The sequence below is a fragment of the Paenibacillus jepli genome (assembly GCF_047238105.1).
Lineage (GTDB): Bacteria > Bacillota > Bacilli > Paenibacillales > Paenibacillaceae > Paenibacillus_D.
The window spans coordinates 6,422,414-6,440,004 of sequence record NZ_JBDFMD010000001.1 but is presented as its reverse complement, the minus strand read 5'-3'; the positions used below and the strand labels follow the sequence as shown (position 1 = coordinate 6,440,004).

Genomic DNA, 17,591 nt, shown 5'->3' with positions numbered 1-17,591 from the left:
GGGCGAATGGCTACTGATGGCGACAAAAATTTCTGTTAAAGGTGGAAATTCAACCGCCGACTGCCGCCCGGCGGCTTGAGCTCGACCAGTCCCGAGCCGTACTCTCCGTATGCAAAGGGATTGTCGATCAGTGGATAGGCCCCTGTCTTGTAGGGAGCCTCGCCGATCTGCGAAGCGCCGTAAGCCAGCTTAAGCGGTCCCTGGGACGGCGAATCGTAGTGGTACACATCTCCCTCCCGCTGCAGACGGGCTCCGGTTATCGCTGCTGCGAACGCTTCAAAGCTGCCGGACTCGCTCCGGCTGCCGGCTTCCATGAGCCAAAGGTTTGTTTTATGCAGACACAACAGCTCCCGCTGACGGTAAGGACCATTGTCCGTCACGGTATAAGGGTTGCCGGAGAAGACACCGATGTAAGCTTCCCCGGACCTGCCGAACAGCCAGTCGCCCAGCCTGGTCACCTCATCGAGTTGATCCATGGGGAAATAACAGTGCGAATACCCGGGCTCCCCCTCCATCCGGTAATGAAAAGCCAGCACATTGCGGTAAGCGAAGGTATCAGGGATGATGCTCTGACCTCCCCAATAAGAAGGCCTGGTCATCTCCGACATGCTGTCAAAACTCGTCACGAATACAGGTACTCGGCCGTTCAGCAGCACTTGTCCGGCATGAACCTGGTGGCCGCGTTCCCCCGCTTTGGAGCCGGCCATGCCGGAGACCATGTACGAGGCCGTGCGGAAGGTTGCGCTGTCCACACCGCTCATTGATTCGCGCGGGAACAACCCCATGCTGGACCGCGTCTCCAGCGGTGCCTCGCTGGCTGCCACCGCCTCCCATCCCGGATGGGGACGGTAGGCGCTGCTGGCAAGCGCAACTGCACCGATCGACAGATACATTGCCAGCCGATCGGGCTGTCCAAACAACAACCAGTTGATGGCTTGTATCGATTCCAGTTCGGGATGCATGACCATCTCCTCATAGCTGCGTCCGTGCGTCGTAGCCAGGATCCCGCGATAGCTGTGCGAAGCCATGATGGCTACGGTCAATTCGAGCAGCATCCCTGCCATCAGCCGAGTCGGTCCGTTTGACTCGCCAAAGTCATACACATTCAGACAAGCCAGCAAGTCCTCCTCGTAATAAGTGTTTGAATGCCATTCCATATACCCGTACATGCCTTTTTCCTTGATCCAGCGTTCGGTTTTCCATTGTCCCTTCTGGGCCTGGAATAGGCCGTTCTGTCCGCTTGCGCGAAAAATGTCCAGCGGGTACAGCAAGCCGGCGAGATATTGAGCCGAATAAAACAGCATCTCGTGGTTTTCCGAACGCGTGAACATCATCGAGCGGCCCGGCTCGTCTTCGCCGTATTTGAAGTTCAGCACGCACTCCTTCATACGTGCCTTCAGCTCGGCGGGCAGCCGTTCGTCGTCCCCGTGTTTGAACAGCATCCGCAGCAAGCCGTGCATCACAAAGTCCGCGCAGTCGTATCTGTCATTCATGTACTGCAGATCCGTCTCGATTGCCCCGTAATCCACCTCTGCCCAACGATCCGATTCCATCTTCGCCAGCTCACGGTAGATGCCGCTGCCGTTATCTGCCATCATCCGGAGCATGGCCTGGCGACGCGCTTCATAATCTTCGTGCGCCTGCAAACCGCTCTGCCAGTCTAATCGCTGGAACGTCAGCTTCAACTCTCCGAGCTCGCGTCCCCCCTCGATCAGACTGTGCAGCACGACCGAATACTCCCCTGGTCCCGGAAGCTCTGATGCGCGCAGCCATTCTTTCTCGCCAGAGGCACCTGTGCGTTCAAATTGCAGCTCGGCTACTTGCTCCCCCGCCAGTCCCCGGCGGCTTCGGTACAGCCTAGCCTTGAGAGGCTGCGGCTCCGGCGGCGAGCCGTGCCACTGCAGCCGAATCCGCTCGCTGCCGCTAAGCAGCTGCCGCTCGAAGCCGAGCGTCTCCAGACCCAGCAGCAACGTGTCACGCTGCTTCCCGCTGACGAGCAGGTCCAGCTGCCCCTGTGTCCAAGCCGCATCTTCAGCCAGCACCAACGCAAAAGCGGTCGTACAATGCAAATGAACGTTCGCAAGCAGGAGGCTGATACGGTTCTCACCGAGATGGAGTCTTAAACGAAGGCGGTGAGTACCCGATACGCGCCCCAGTTGCGTGTGTTCGAAGCTCGATTCTTCATTCACCCACAAACGCACCGTTCCGCTCGCATACAACTCCACCTCATACGTTCCCGCCTGCTCGACTGCAATCGTAGTGAAAGCGTGCATGACCATCAGTCGGGCGTGCTTGCCAAACCTCGCCCAGATCATCCGCTCCTGCTGAGGTTCGGCCAGGCATCGCCTCCAGCGTTGGCTCTGTCCCCACAGCTGCCGTTCCTCTCCTTCTTCCGGACGAAGCGCAGCCGCTCCTTCAGCTGCCTCCTCGATTAACGACAGATACGGTTCTGTTGGGACGTGGTAGTTGTCGGTATAGCGCGATGAAACGTCCAGATCGAACGGACCGGCAACGAGCCAGTCACGGACCAGTTGCAAGCGTGTTTGCATAATCTGACTCCTCTCGATAGGTGAAATAAAGCGGAGAACAGGACAGCAGCTGAGCGCCGTCTGTCCTGGCCCGTCATCTTATTGAACTTCCTTCATAATCTCCTCGTAAGACACCATTTGCTCTTGAACCACCTTATAAATGTCTTTGGCGAGAAAAGCACTGTCTTTCTCGGCTGCGTACCATTCCCGGTACCAGTCTTCCACCTGCTGTCCGCCTGCCTTGCTCCAGGCATTTTCGGTTTCCTGAATGGCCTGCTCGATGCTGTAGCTTGCCCCGCTCACGACCGCTTTCAGCCAGATATCGTCCATGGTTTTTTCCGTATTCGATTCGATCGTATTGAGATCACGCGGCGGTGTGGGCATATGCTCGGAGTGTGTCAGGTCCACATACTCGCGATCAAAGTTGAAATACGTGTCGCGATAGAGATTGTAGAAGGACTGGAATTCTTCTTTCCGCGGATCGCTCTGGTATTTGATGATTGGCAGATCGCATTTGCTAAAAGTGAGGCCCGAGCTTTGCAGCATCCGCATATCGAGCGTCAGGTCGCTTACTTCCTTCTTCAGCTTCTCGGCATCTGTAATTTCGGGGCATCCGTTGACGATCGAATGATGCGTCCCTTCCAACCCGTTAAGAAGGAATCTATCTGTCTCCGGACTTGCCATGAAATCGATGTACTTGATGGCGGCATCCGGATTTTTGGCACTTGCGCTAATGACTGCAGTCATCTGGACCGGGTTGATCAGCGTAGGCGTAAACCCGCCGTAAGATGTTTCCGGATACGGGATGAAGGTGACATCGGCTTCCGGTACATTGGCTTTCAGAGGATCGATCAGACTTTGCAGAATGTTTACTGCATTGCCGTCCAGGAACGGGTAGATCCCGATCTTGCCGTTGATGAAATCCTGTTTCGCCCTGGCCCCGTTCTCGTCGGACGGAAAGTCGCGGTCGATCACGCCGTTGTCGTACATCTGTTTCAACAGTGTGTAAAAAGCCGCCCGACGTTCCGGCTTGCGTACGAGCTGGTCGCCCTCAAGCGCCCACAGAGCGCCGAACATTTGACGGGCCGTACCGAATGCTTGACCGCCGACCGTGAAGCCGTACGTATCCTTGGAGCCGTTGCCGTCGGGATCGTCATTGGCAAAGGCTGTCGCCACAGCGAGCAGATCGTCCATCGTTTGCGGTACGTCGAGGCTCAGTTTCTCCAGCCAGTCGTTGCGGATGAGCAAACCGCGGTTCGGATTTACCCAGTTGATCTTGCCGAACTCGTAGAGCTGTCCATCCGGCTTGGTGCCCGCTTTGCGCAGCCCGGGATTGTCTTCGAGCAATTGCTTGTAATAAATACTGTGTTCCTCGATCAGTTCATCAATCGGCATGAGTTGCTTTTGCTGGTACAGGGGATCCCGCACCTTGGGATTAAATTCAAACAGAATATCAGGCGCGCTTCCTGACGCATAGAGCACATTGATCTTTTCTTCGGGGCTTGCTCGTGGAATGGCAACGTATTTTACGTTGGCCGGGCCATGCTCATTGATCCATTTCGTCCAGCGGTTGTTCTCGATCGTTCCTTCATCCTGCGCGACCGAGCCACGATCGTAGATGGAAACCGAGATGTCTTTCTTAACTTCCGCCTGTTCAGAATTTGTCGGCTCCTCACCTTCCCGAGTTGATGGCGTATTGCCGCTGTTAGAGCAAGCTGTTGCGATTAAACTTGCAGTCAGCAGAGGCAACAACAGTTTGGACCAGCCAGATTTATTCATGCTTTAAAACCCCTTTCGCTTCTATATGAGATGTGTATCCATCAAGCCTAGCCCTTGACTGAGCCCAGCATGACCCCTTTGACAAAAAACTTCTGCAAAAACGGATAGACCAGCAGCATCGGCAATACCATGACGATGACGCCTGCAGCCTTCAGTGATTCCGGAACAACTTGAATCTGTTCGCCGGAAGCTACAATTTCCTGTAAGAGATTCTGACTGCGGATCATGTTCTGCACCAGCACCGTCAGATTGAACTTGGCCGTATCGTTGATATAGATTAAAACGCTCATGAACGCGTTCCATAAGCCTACGCCATAGAACAACGTCAAAGTGGCCAGCATGGGCTTGGAAAGCGGAAGATAGATGCGCAGCAGCAATCCGGTTTCGGAACAACCGTCGATGCGGGCGGCTTCGTCGACTTCCTCGGGAATATTCTCGAAGAAGGTTCGCATGACCAGCAGATTATATGTGCTGACGAGTCCGGGAAGCCATAATGCCCAGTACGTATCCAGCAGTCCGAGCGATTTCACGATCAGATAGGTGGGGATGAGTCCGCCCGAGAACAGCATCGTGAATACCATCACCAAGGTCAGAAACCTTCTGCCAAAAAAAATACGCCTAGATAACGGATACGCGGTTAATGTCGTCACTACCATACAGAGGATCACGCCGACCACCGTAATAATCACACTGTTCTGGAAAGCGCTTGCGATACGTGTCCGTTCAAATAAGGACTGATAGGCTTCCAGATTCCAGCCAACCGGAAATACGGAGACACGGCCGGACACGATTGCCTGCGTATCGCTCAGTGAAAGTGCTGCCGCATTGACCAGCGGGAAAAGACAGGTCAATCCCAGAAGCGACAAGAAGACAGCATTAATGGCGTGAAATATCTTTTCGCCGCGCGTTCGTTTCATTTGCCCGTTCCCCCTTCCGTACTACCAGAGTCCTCTGTCATATTTTCGCGCCAGCCAATTGGCAAATAACACCATGATCAGACCGACTAGCGATTCGAACAATCCCATGGCTGTTGTCAGGCTAAACTGCGCCCCCTGCAAGCCGATTCTGTATATGAAAGTACTGATGACCTCCGACACTTGAGAGACAATGGCGTTTTGCAATACATACACATGATCAAAACCGACCTCCATCAGTCTGCCCATCGCCAAAATGAACATCAGGATGATCGTCGAGCTGATCCCTGGCAGCGTTACGTGCCAGATCTGACGGAATTTGCTGGCTCCGTCCAAGCTTGCAGACTCGTATAGGCTGGGATCAATCGTTGTGAGCGCTGCCAGATAAATAATTGCGCTAAAGCCCATTTCCTTCCATATCCCGGAACCAACATAAATGCTGATCCATGACGGAGGATGGAATAGGAAAGGAAACGGCTCGCCAAACATGGAACGAAGCCAGTAATTGATCGTGCCTGTCTCGGTCGAGAACAACGTAACGACAAAACCGCCGATGATGACCCAGGAGAAAAAGTGAGGCAAGTAGACGATCGTCTGAATCGTCCGCTTGAACCACATCTGCCGGACCTCGTTGAGCAAGATAGCGAGCATGATCGGAAACGGAAACCCGACGAACACATTAAGAATGCTAAGTACAATGGTGTTGCGAATAACATTGAGCGTTTGCGGCTGGCTGAAGATGGTCTCAAAGTTTTTCATACCGACCCACGGACTGTTCCAGACCCCATCAAAGAAATTATAGTCTTTGAAAGCAATGATCAAGCCGCCCATTGGCGCATATTTGAATATCGCGTAGAAAAGCAGGCCAGGAATAAACATGATCATTAAAGGGATATTGGCTTTCAACCGTTTTCTGAATGCCGGTGACATCCGTCGTTTTGGCTCCTCCGGCACGCGGTCCACTTCCCCTGGAGCCACCGAAGTTTTCAATGGTCTCGCCTCCTTTGCTGCTTATATCTATATTGTACACACTCTCATCCGCAGCTCGCCTTCAACATATAAAGAAGAACCTTGGGATTTTACAGGACTTTGCTATCAAAGCAAAGCCGTCCTGCAAACGAGGACGGCCAGTTAGGCTTTATACATTTTCCGGTAATCGGACGGCGAGAGTCCAGTCCGCTGCTTGAAAACCGTTGCAAAATAATTGGCATCCGCATAGCCTACCGCGGGTGCGATCTCGGAGATCCGCGTATCGGTATTCGAGAGCAGTAGTCTGGCCTGGCCAATCCGGTAATTAGCAAGATGAGCGCTGAAGGTTTGACCCATTTCCTTTTTAAACAGATTGCCAAAGTAGTTGGGACTCAGGTTCACGGCACCGGCAACACCAGCCAGTGTGCATTCTTCCATATAATGCTCTTCTATATACAAAAGAGCCTCGTCCATCACATTATGGTTTCTTTCGGTTCGCCAGCTGCGATAGTGCGTTTCAAAGGCTTCGATCCGGCTCGTGATCCAATCCCCAACCTCCCGTAGGGAGGTGTGCATTTGCAGCTCGGCGATATGGGCACCGATATTTTCTATGTTCCTGCTCGTATGCAGGTGAGTCCTTGCGGTCTCATTCAGTGCGCCTGCCAGACAAAGCGCTTGTTTTTTTGTTTCGATAAGCGGTAACCGCGCCGTTAGCAGCTGGTCCTTACGGTGTCTCAGGTCTTCCTGCAGTTCGACATCCCGTCCCAGCAGCAGCAGCGAGGTCAGTTCGCTCATCAAGGCTCGCATCTGCTCCTGGTCGAGGCCGATATCCAAGGAATCAACAGGCCGGGTAACCGCAACCGGCGCAAGCCGCAGCCTGGAGTATGCACCCCTCATTACTTCATCCCAACCGCCAAGACAGCTGACCAGCAGTTCGATACCGAGCAGCCGGCTGATCGTTTCGGTGATCTCTCCCATCCACCGTTCGTTGTCATTCTCCTGTGTCAGGAAGATGCCATAGGTATTGAACTCCAGTTGGACACGTCGTTCACCCGCACTCCGTCTAGTCATCCACTCTCCCAGAATGTTGTCAACTGCAAATTGCAGCAGCTGATTATCCCCAGGGCCATACTTTTTGCTGCTCGGGTAGTAGCTTTGCACTTCCAGCACCCAGCATTCGAGATCCGGCATGCGCTCCATCAGTTGATTCATGTCTTCGTAGGGATAAGGCAGCTCGAGCAGCATTGAGCGCAGCCATTGGTTCTCCAGCTCTGTCATCGCCTCCCTCTGCCGGTTGTTCTCGGCGAAATCGGCAATAAACTGCTCATGCGCCGCTCCCAGAACACGACACATTTCCTTCTCCTTGCACGGCTTTAACAGGAACTCCTTGACGCCGTATCTCAAGGCTGTCTGGGCATAATCGAAGTCCCGATAACCCGTCAGGATGATGACCATAACTTCGCGCTGCGTCTCGTGCAGGCTGGCCGCCAGTTCGAGTCCGTCCATTAATGGCATTCGGATGTCGGTCAGTATCAGATCAGGCTGCAGTTGCTCGGTTAGTACCAGCGCCTCCTCGCCGTTGCCCGCTTCTCCCACGATCATCCAGCCCAGTTGATTGCTTTCAATCAATCTTCGCATACCTTTGCGGATAACAGACTCATCATCAACGAGCAGAAGCTTTCCTCTCATTTTAGCGACCCTCCTTGGGCAAGTTCAGTCTGATGGTCGTACCGTCGCCCGCGGCACTCTCAATCTCAAGTCCGTACGGGGCTCCGTACATCAGGCTAATCCGGCGGATGACGCTCCGCATGCCCAGGGGAAGGCGTCTGTGAACGGACCTGGCATCCGTCCGCGCCGGAGACTCGAGTCCGCTCCCCCCTGGCACCGTACCGTTTGCGTATCTGAGAACCTTAGCGATTTCCTGCTCGCTCATGCCTCTCCCATTGTCGGTTATCACAATCTGTACAGATGCAATCGCAATCTCTCCCGCCTCAGCGGGCAGTCGGACTTCGCGGGCCGCAATCGTCAACCGTTTGCCCCTTGGCTTATCCTTAAACCCGTGCATAAACACATTTTCCACCAGCGGCTGAAGCAGCAGTCGCGGCACCAAGATTTCCTTCACCTCTTCCTCCATCGACACAATGGTCTCCAGCTCGTGGCCAAAGCGTATGTTCTGGATCGCAAGATAGTTATCAATCTGTTCCATTTCTTCCCGCAGCGTCGTTTTCGTGTCCGCCGGCTCCAGCGCATAGCGCAGCATCTCCGACAGCGCCACCACAAGTCCTGCGGTTTCTTTGTCGTTCTGCAGATACAACCGCCAATAGATCGTGTCCAGCGTGTTATGCATGAAGTGCGGGTTAAGCTGTGCCTGTAAAGCTGTCAATTCCGCCTGGAGTGCAGTCAGTTCGGCTTCCCGCTCCTTCAGCTGCCGCTCATAGACCTCTTTGATCAGCCGGTTCAGCTGTTCAGCCATGGCATTAAAGCTCTGGCCAATATACGAAAGCTCATCATCCTTGGCGACGTTCAGTCTGACGTTGAATTGTCCCTCCCGCATCCGGCGCATGCCAAGCACCAGCCTGTGCAAAGGAAGCAGCATGCGTTTTCCTGTTATGGTCACAAGCAATCCCGTCAGCAGCAGCGTGACGAAGGCGACAATCGCCGTGAGACGCAAGCTGAAGGCACTCTGTTTATGGAGCTCGTCGAGCGATACGCGGCTGATCAGCGTGAAGTCGGCTTGCCCCGAACGGCTTTTGGCATAAAGGAACGTTCCCTCCTCATTTTGGAGCTGCTGCTGGGCCTGCAGCCTCCCGGGGTCGGGGGCTCGGCTGGCTATGCCAAGATCGGAGTAGATCAAGCTGTTCTGCTTGTCATACAAATACACATTGGCATTCTCATCGCTGATCAGCTCAATCAGATCCTCTGAGAATAGCGTCTCGTCGAATAGCATGACCAAAATGCCATACTGCTCCTGCGCCGTATTCTTCATATATCTGGCGGCCACAATCAGGTTGCGGTAACCGGAATATTCATGCACACTGGTCACCTCAGTTGGAAACCAAATCAGGTTGCCCAGCGTTCCATCCAGCCGGTGCTTGATCTCCTCGTACAGCTCGGGGTCCAGCCTGCTGTTGGCACCGCTAACTGCACTGAAAAAAAAACCGTTGTGGTTCGTATCGAAGAGAAAAAGGGAATACAGCTTGTTCTCGTCGTTTTTCACCTGAAACAACAGTTTGTTCAGTTCATCCTTGTCCGCCACACGGGTATAGGTTTCGCGCTGAGCGGCTTGGGACGAGCGAACCAGCACCTGCTCCACATAAGGATGAAAAATGATATAGTTGGAAATCCGGTAAATATCGCGAATTTGCAAATCCAGCCGTTTGGCCGCCTGTTCGTTGGCTTTGGAAAACTGAACACTGATTTCGTCATTTAGCACATGGACATGAATCCGATAGGTCACATAGGCGGAAATCGAGAATGTGATCAGAATGACCAACGACAGCTGTAGTATCAACCGATTGGAAAATGACCATTGCGGCGGCTTCATCGGCGCCTCTTCCCCTCCTAATAGAACAATTTCAGCATCAACCCCTGCGCGTCCAGCGCCAGCATCCCCTTCTCCATCAACTCCTGCGTTCTCAAGCGTACCGAACACGTGGATTCCTCAAAATGCCAGAGACTTCCCGGCAAAAGACGGCCGTTGAGCTCGCAGCTGGCCGGCTGACGTTCCAAGTGAAGGGTAATCGCATAGCTTCTGCTGGCTGGCATGTCCTCGTATTCCCCGATACGGGGGCCGATCCGCAAGCATCCCCCCTCTTGATCCTCGTTCCAGGCCAGTGCTGTAAGGGCTGAATGGCCTTGCTCATGCGCAAGCGTTATGCCATCATCCTCATACAGATAGCTTTCGTAAGTACCGCCGCTGAATGCCTCGATCTTCAGCTCCTCCACCGGCTTCTCGCCGGTAAAGGCCATCTCCGGCCATTGCGGCAATACGGCGCCTCCCCGCACAAACAACAGGCCGCCCCGGTCACCGGGTATTGCCTTGCTAACGTATTGGCCGCCTTCATGCCACTCTCCCGTCCAATAATCCATCCAACGTCCTGCCGGAAGATAGATCCGATCAGTGAATGCGGCGCATAACAGGGCATCGCCTAGCATATACTGCTGCAGCATATGATCCGCTTCCGGATGATCCGGCAGGACAAGCGGCATGGCCCGCAGCATGGGAAGCCCGCTCCTGGAAGCTGTGTATGCCGCAGTGTAGAGGTAGGGCAGCAGGCGATAGCGGAGCTTTGCATAGAATCTGAACATCGTCAAGAGTGGTTCGCCAAGCAGCCACGGATGGCGCCAGTAGGCCCAACTGTTCACCTGCGACCATGGCTGCAGGAAACCAAAGTGGATCCCCGCAGGAGTGAAGACCTCCATATCGCAGCTGGCATTGCTATGTCCGCTCAGCGAGTGGTTAAGAAGCGATACCAGCGGTTTGGGCCCGCCCCCGGTATCGCCTGCCCAAGTCGCAGCAAAGCGCTGGATGCCGGTGTAACCGCCAGAGCTGTAGATCATCGGCCGGCGGCCCGTGTAATGCTTAAAGCCGTTATGCATCTGCTTGCTCAGCAGCGTTGGATACAGATTATGGACCTCCTCGTCGCGCATCCGGCCGCCCCACAGCCGGTCCGGATGCTCGTTCACCTGTCTGGCCCCATCCATTTTGAATGCCGAAGCGCCTTGATCTACAAATTTCTTGAGATGCTCGAACCAGGCCTCGCCCGGTTTGGTCACGGTATCCAGATAGACAGGAGCATGTGCACGCTGATCCTGCTCATAATCATCGGGATGTTCGTCTGTACCCGCAGCCTGATTCGCCAACGTATGGCCATGTTGACTCGCCTGTCGTTCTTCCTCGTAGATCAAGTCATAATCGGAACAGAGCCAGAGGCTGAGCTTGAACCCCATTCGTTCCAAAGCGGCGGGAAAATTCTGCGGTCCCCTCGGGGCCCACGGCGGGATGTAGAACCGTTCGGGATGCCACTGTTTCTCAGTTGTATAGTCATAGTGTCTGGACATCCACCCAGGCTCGAGGCCGAGCATATCGCATGGAATGTCCTCTCGCCGGAACTGCATTGCATCCTGAAGCAATTCCCGCGCATCGGCCTGTTGATTGCACACAAAGGTCAAGCCATATGCCCAGATCGGCAATAACTGCGGCCTGCCTGCGAGCATGGTGTAGGACTCCAGCAGCTCGGGCAGACTGTCCCTGACGATAACATAGTAATCCAGCTCGCCTTCCCTGCCGAATACCTTCCACTGCTCCTCGTTATCGAGTCCTAGATCGAAGACATGGCGGTACGAAGTATTGAGATAGAAAGCCCAGCCGGACGAGCTCATCATATACGGGACAGGGGCGTAGCAGGACACGTTTTTCACCCACATCCTGGCCCGATGCCCCCGCTTCTCTATCCGGTCTCTCGTTTCGTCTCCCAGCCCATACAGCCGCTCGTCTCTCGTCAGCTTGAAGGCGGCTCTGAACCCGGGATCGACCGCCTTCCTTCCAGCGTCCACACCTTCCAGCACCATCTTGCCATCGGCCCGGCGCCACTTGATGGCCCCGCTCTCGCTGTCAATCGTCATGGAAGCGGCTGCCGTGCGCAGCGAGACCTCCCGTCCGTGCCGCTCTACCCGGCTATCCGGTGCTGCCAGACCTTGCCGGACAACCCCGTACCGGTCAAGCAACGAGCGAGGATCCGGTCGGTGGTCGCGCAAATAGCGGACTCGGAACACCGTATCTGTAACCGCTTCCGCAATGATAATGAAGCCATTGTTCATTGCCACCTTGCATGCATGATTCATCGGGGCATCTCCTCCTGACACCGCCTGCCGCTCATTGTGCAGAACAACAGGCGGTGATATACTCTTCTCTACCTATACTGCGAAGGGTGGTCTACCCGTGAAGCATATCGAGCGTGTCGTTCTTCCCCTTCACTTTGCGTTTGATTATTACAAAGGTTCAACCAAGCACAACTGGATGCATGTGCATAAAGGCATGGAATTTCTATTTATTCACAGCGGCAAGGGCACCATCTGGGTCAACGACCGCACCTATTCCATTCAAGCTCCATGTCTGGCCTTCTTCCAGCCCTACCAGCTCCATAAGGTCCAGTTGTCTCACAACTCAACAGAGCCCTATATCCGCACCGTGCTTAAAATCGAGCCTGAGGCCATGGAGACATGTGTAAGCCCTTTCCCCATTCTTGCAGACAAACTGGCCGCCCTGTGGAGACACAAGATTCCCGTACAATATATCCAGTTGCAGGAGGATCATCCTATTTGGGCCGAGCTGGCCGCCCTGGAGCAAACGCTCGCCGACCTGCACTGGGAGGAGCAATGGGAGCAGGTAGCCCTGTTCGGTCTTCAACTGATTCCTGTCGTACACGCCGGATTGAACGCGCATGAGCGGTCAACCGATCTTCAAAACCGGGAAGCTCTGCATGCCGAGCGCATTATGCAATGGCTGGAGCAGCACTACGCACAACCCTTCTCGCTCGAACGAATGGCGCAAAGCCTTCATCTGTCCGCCAATCACATCTCCCATCTGTTTCCCCGGTATGCGGGGATGACCGTCACGGACTACCTGACGGCCAAACGGCTGAGTGAAGCTTGCTTTCGTTTATCGGCCAAGCAGGACAGCATCCGTATGATTGGCGAGCAGTGTGGATTTTCCAGCGCCTCGTACTTCAGCCAGGTGTTCAAACGAAAGCTCGGCGTCACACCGCAGGCCTACCGGCAAGGTGCACGTCCCGAGCGTATGCCATTGACTTTATAGCCCGCTAACCAAGCCAGCCCGCTCGATCCAGCAAACGGTGCAGCAGGACTGCCACCTCAGCTCGCGTGGCGTGGTCGCGCGGTCCGAAGCTGCCATCTAGGCGACCGCGGACAAGCTCGTCACTGGAGGCGAGCAGCACAGCCTCTCTTGCCCACAGGGCGATGGCCCCGGCATCCGAGTATGGCAGCGCAGCCGGCTCTCCGGTGCCGTCAGACCAGCCCAGACCCGCATATTCCTTCATGCGGACGACCATCACCATCAGCTCTTCCCGGCTGATCGGCGCTTCCGGACGGAAGCTTCCATCCTCATACCCCTGAATCAAACCGATCCGGACAGCCATGTGAATCGCCGGGTCAAACCAACGGGGCTGGATCATATCGGTAAAGGAGAATTCCCCGTCCAGCTCCTGCAATCCAAGCGCCCGTATCAGCAAAACAGATGTTTCCGCTCGTGTAATCGGCCGGTTTGGTTCAAACGAAGAGGCATCGTAACCTTGGATTAGCAGCTTCGACGCCATTTGCTCAATTTCCTGCTTGCTCCAATGCCCCCTTAAATCCGCAAAGGTTTTGAGGTGCGAGACCACACGATAGGATGCGGAGCCGCGCGCGTGCATCGATACCTGCCACCCGCTCTCCGATTCCATAATGCGCGCCGGTACGTAACGGTAGCCGGCAGTGCCGTCAACCCTTGCCGCAGACAGCTGCCGAGGGGAATTGGGGACACTCACATGGAGCAGCCCATAGGCTCCGCTGAATTCACGAATAGACCAACGTTGATGATCCTTCTCCGCTTCCCATATCACTGTGTAGAGCGGGCCAAGAAAACGGACGCCGTCGGGCCCGGCTTTCTCTATCGATTCTTCTTCGACAATCGACAACCGCACCTCACCTGCGTTCAAGATATCGGCGGGCGGCTCCCCTTGCCATGCCATATCGTTGAATGCGGCAATCGGCAGCTCATACCGAAGACCCCCGGTTACCTGGACGATGAGGCTGCCTTGCTTCATCTTGTCTATCAGCAGTTGAATCACACCTGCGGGAAATGCCAGCTCGATACGCTCTCCACCCGCCGGGACCTCGAGGAACAGCTCCAAGCTCGCAGGCTCCTGCCCGGGGCGTTCCTCTAGCCAAGACCGCAGCCATTCAGGCTCAACCTTGGCACGCCATGCTCCATCTTCTTCTATCGGAGTGACGAGCCACAAGTCCTGCTCGTGGCCGGCATCTGGCTCAGGCTCCTCTTCCGGAAGTGGCGGCAGATATGGCAGTTGCGGCGGCTGTGGCGGAGTCGGAACCTCCGGAACTTCATTTTGCACACCGAGGTATACGACTTGGACATTATCCATATTGGCCGTGCCGTAATGATCCGCTCCCACCCGGTGATACAGCGAAGCGATGACGCCGGCCTTGTTGCGGAACGGTTGATCTGAGAGTACAAGGTCACCGTCCAAGTATACGCTGAAGTGGTTGGCAAGTGTGTCCCCTTCGATACGCAAGCGGTACCACTGATGCGGCTCGATCCGGGTAATCTCCGCCTTGTCCTGTCCGTTGAACAGCACCAGCATGTCTTCGTCGAAACTGATGCTTAGCGCATCCTGATTGCGCTCGTTGCGCAGGTATAGCGCCTGCTTCCAGCGCGTAGCCTCTTCGGTCATCACACTCGCTTCAACCGCAAACCTTCCAGCCACTGGGGGCAGATTCATCGTGTGCGTCGCCGTGACGGGCGAGCTGCTGGTTGTTGCGATGCGGGCATACTTGTTGGATTCATCGCCCTGGATCAGGATACGTCCTCCTGCAGATACCGTGGATGCGGAACCGGAAGGCGCTTCACCAATCGTCTGTTCTTCAAAATCCTCTTCGTAGATCACCTCACCCGGCTGGGTATTCACAGTAGTGATGTCTATAGCAGCCGAAGCCGATTTGCCCGATTCGTCCCTGGCCCTTACAGTAACGGTGTAGGTTCTGCCCGGCTGGAGTCCCTCGATTGCATAATGGGGATGAATCGTCGTGGCCACCAGAGCCGAATCCACGTAAATATCGTATTCATGAACGCCTACATCGTCATAAGGGATACTCCATTCCAGTTGCGCGGATACCTGCGTGATCAGGGTTGCATCCGGTTCCGGCGCTGACGGGGCTTCTTTATCAGCAGTTCTCAAATGGTCGTAGCCGGGCTTCAGCCCCGCGTTTGCCATAATCGCCCGCGCCTCCGGGGGCCAGTTGCCGCCAGTGATGACCTGATTATTCTCCAGTGTGATATTGGTTCCGACGTTTCGGATCTGGTCGGTGTCCATAAAGTTATTGCGGATGAGAAGGTTCTGCTGCTTAGCCGTCCAGATATCCATCCACTTGATGACGTTCTTGATGACGTTGTTCTCCGTAAGAAAGTTGGAGCTCCCTTCATCATGATAGATGCCGCCCTGAAGCTCCAGCACGCGGTTCACATAATTGCCCCGCACGAGAGAACCTGGCTGGTTGCCGAGCGTATAGATTGCACCGCCATCCTCCACGTCCCGCATGACGTCATGAACATAATTGTTTTCAATCCGGTTGTTCTTGGCCACGGTCGCTCCATTGCCCCAGCTCCAACCGATAGTAATGCCGCTGTAGCCGACATAGGAGATTTCGTTATGGACAATGCTAAGGTGTTCGGCAAAGGAAGCGAATATCCCCGCGGCCGAACGATACTCTACGCCAATCTTGCTGATATAGTTGTTCTCAATCGCCAGATGTCGCATGACATACCGGTAATCGGCTGCGTTGGCGGTACGGTTCGGTTCACCGAGCTGGATCGCGCCTCCCGCGATATCATAAAATCTGGAGTTGGTAATCCGGTTGTACTGGCCGCCGGCCGTCATATTGACGGCTGCCGCACCCAGGTTCTCATACCGGTTATTGTCCAGATGGATATGTCTTGCCAGCTGCGTATCGATCGCAGCTGCACTCAAATATTCTTCGCCAGTACTTTGGTTATGGCGAATGACGTTGGACTGGACGTCAGGATGTGCCAGTTCGGTGCCCGGCCGCAGCCAAGTCGTATGCTGAAAGGTCACGCCCTGGAAGCGGATGTGATGAGCCGGGTTGTCCAGACTTGCTCCCCGAATGGATACCAGCTCCTCCAGCACAGGGATCACCGTATCGGCCGTCGCCATGTCCTCGCCATCGCGCGGCATGTAGTAGATGTATCCGGTTGTCCGGTTCAAATACCACTCCCCCGGTTCATCAAGCAGCTCAAATGCATTTTCAATGTACCCGGGCTCCCTTGCATTGTGCTGGTCTCCACTGCTCTTAGTGCGCAGGTAACGCCACCCCGGCTGCTTCATGACGATGCGAAGATGATCCCCCGCTTCTTCAAGACGGTCAATTGTGGCGCGAGGGTTCGTCCAGGCCCGGTTATAGACGAACTCCACATCCTGGATATGCTCCCAATTCTGCATTTCATTATACGACGTCGTATGACCCGTCTCGTCATAAGTGAAGGCTGGCAACGTCATGCCTTCAGGCGTCCGGGCCCGGGTGGCCCGTCGTCCTTCGACGAACAACTGGCGCGTCTGGACATCTTCCCCTACATAGGCCCGGTACAAGTTGGAATCGACGTCCGCCAGTTCCCAGCCTGTCACCGTCCTGCCGCCATCGATGACCGGCGTGGCGCCGGGAGCAGCCTCGTAGATAACCGAATACCCGTTGGTACCCGAATCACGTTCATCCAGCTCCAAGGTTCGGTTAAGACGATACATGCCTCCCTCGAGCAAGACACGAATATGTCCCGTCATATTTTGATTGATCGTACGGACGCGGTCGCGAGCCCCTTCAAGCGTGGCTAAAGGCTGGTCCGGGGTACCCGCAGAGTGGTCAACACCGGTGAGAGGATTGACATGCACCACGGCTTGCACGACATCTTCTTCCGGTTCCCATGGTTCCTCTGGCGGCTCCGGCTCGACCGGCTCTTCCGGCTCGACCGGTTCCTCGGGCTCGACCGGAGTGATGTTCTCAGCAGCTGCCATAACTCTCAGTTCCGCCATGTCCAGATTCGTCGTGTTAAGCTTTTGCACCCGTATATACCGATAGGGCTCGGTGTCTGTCACTTCAAGTGTCCACAAAACCGGCTCAGGATCCGCCGTTTCCTTGGTACCCAGGATGACATGCTGATCAAACGTACGGTCATTGGAGGCCAAAATGGCAAAGTTGGATCGCCCGGTCGAAGTTGCGTATTGTCCCTGGCGGGGCAAAAATTCGATCCGCTGCGGCCGGACCTCTGCCTGCAGGTCCACTTGCCACCAGGAATGCGCACCCGCTGGCTCGTCTGTCTGCCTTCTTGCCCACGCACTGTCCTCGTTGCCGTCGTTTCCATGCTCCGGCCGGTTGCCGTCCCACCAGGTGGAAGCACTCGCAGGCTTGTTCACTGCGGCATTCACCAGCTCTTCTTCTGCTGCACCGGTATACGCTTGGCCAAGCGGACCAAACCAGGCTCCCGTTGTCAAAATGATCATTATTAGATATAGAGCGGCTGTCTTTGCACATTGCAGATTTCGCTTCATATTTTCACCTCTGGTATAGAATCATGCGGGAGGAGCAAGGCTCCTCCCGG

General features: G+C 55.1%; 9 protein-coding genes. 1 reads left to right on the top strand and 8 read right to left on the bottom strand.

Going from position 1 to position 17,591, the window contains the following annotated elements:
• Positions 1-35 precede the first annotated feature (35 nt).
• The 7 genes from ABC336_RS27260 to ABC336_RS27230 all read right to left on the bottom strand — a co-directional run bounded on the left by ABC336_RS27260 (position 36) and on the right by ABC336_RS27230 (position 12,034).
• Complete coding sequence (locus tag ABC336_RS27260; RefSeq protein ID WP_413241659.1) at positions 36-2,549, bottom strand: hypothetical protein; 2,514 nt, start codon at positions 2,547-2,549, stop codon at positions 36-38.
• A gap of 78 nt (positions 2,550-2,627) precedes the next feature.
• Complete coding sequence (locus ABC336_RS27255; RefSeq protein WP_413241658.1) at positions 2,628-4,307, bottom strand: extracellular solute-binding protein; 1,680 nt, start codon at positions 4,305-4,307, stop codon at positions 2,628-2,630.
• Between the two features lie 47 nt (positions 4,308-4,354).
• The gene (locus ABC336_RS27250) at positions 4,355-5,224 is read right to left on the bottom strand and encodes a carbohydrate ABC transporter permease (RefSeq protein WP_413241657.1); all 870 of its coding nucleotides are present in this window, start codon (positions 5,222-5,224) and stop codon (positions 4,355-4,357) included.
• 21 nt (positions 5,225-5,245) lie between these two features.
• Positions 5,246-6,151: an ABC transporter permease gene (locus tag ABC336_RS27245; protein WP_413242620.1), complete on the bottom strand. Its 906-nt coding sequence runs from the start codon at positions 6,149-6,151 to the stop codon at positions 5,246-5,248.
• Between the two features lie 201 nt (positions 6,152-6,352).
• Positions 6,353-7,879, bottom strand: coding sequence for a response regulator (locus ABC336_RS27240; protein WP_413241656.1), 1,527 nt, complete (start codon positions 7,877-7,879; stop codon positions 6,353-6,355).
• A 1-nt stretch (position 7,880) separates the two neighbouring features.
• Positions 7,881-9,734, bottom strand: a complete 1,854-nt coding sequence (locus tag ABC336_RS27235) for a sensor histidine kinase (RefSeq protein ID WP_413241655.1) — start codon at positions 9,732-9,734, stop codon at positions 7,881-7,883.
• 17 nt (positions 9,735-9,751) lie between these two features.
• Entirely contained in the window at positions 9,752-12,034 is a 2,283-nt protein-coding gene (locus ABC336_RS27230) for a glycoside hydrolase family 31 protein (RefSeq protein ID WP_413241654.1), read from the bottom strand.
• Between the two features lie 97 nt (positions 12,035-12,131).
• On the opposite strand from ABC336_RS27230, the gene ABC336_RS27225 reads away from it, so the two are divergent.
• Positions 12,132-13,007: an AraC family transcriptional regulator gene (locus ABC336_RS27225; RefSeq protein WP_413241653.1), complete on the top strand. Its 876-nt coding sequence runs from the start codon at positions 12,132-12,134 to the stop codon at positions 13,005-13,007.
• 4 nt (positions 13,008-13,011) lie between these two features.
• Here the strand turns inward: ABC336_RS27225 and ABC336_RS27220 are convergent, their stop codons facing one another.
• Entirely contained in the window at positions 13,012-17,541 is a 4,530-nt protein-coding gene (locus ABC336_RS27220) for an S-layer homology domain-containing protein (RefSeq protein WP_413241652.1), read from the bottom strand.
• Positions 17,542-17,591: the final 50 nt, after the last annotated feature.

What these genes read in the sequence shown, in the direction of transcription:
- ABC336_RS27260 (WP_413241659.1), bottom strand. Translation starts at nt 2,549, where the DNA reads ATGCAAACACGCTTGCAACTGGTCCGTGACTGGCTCGTTGCCGGTCCG.
- ABC336_RS27255 (WP_413241658.1), bottom strand. Translation starts at nt 4,307, where the DNA reads ATGAATAAATCTGGCTGGTCCAAACTGTTGTTGCCTCTGCTGACTGCA.
- ABC336_RS27250 (WP_413241657.1), bottom strand. Translation starts at nt 5,224, where the DNA reads ATGAAACGAACGCGCGGCGAAAAGATATTTCACGCCATTAATGCTGTC.
- ABC336_RS27245 (WP_413242620.1), bottom strand. Translation starts at nt 6,151, where the DNA reads ATGTCACCGGCATTCAGAAAACGGTTGAAAGCCAATATCCCTTTAATG.
- ABC336_RS27240 (WP_413241656.1), bottom strand. Translation starts at nt 7,879, where the DNA reads ATGAGAGGAAAGCTTCTGCTCGTTGATGATGAGTCTGTTATCCGCAAA.
- ABC336_RS27235 (WP_413241655.1), bottom strand. Translation starts at nt 9,734, where the DNA reads ATGAAGCCGCCGCAATGGTCATTTTCCAATCGGTTGATACTACAGCTG.
- ABC336_RS27230 (WP_413241654.1), bottom strand. Translation starts at nt 12,034, where the DNA reads ATGAATCATGCATGCAAGGTGGCAATGAACAATGGCTTCATTATCATT.
- ABC336_RS27220 (WP_413241652.1), bottom strand. Translation starts at nt 17,541, where the DNA reads ATGAAGCGAAATCTGCAATGTGCAAAGACAGCCGCTCTATATCTAATA.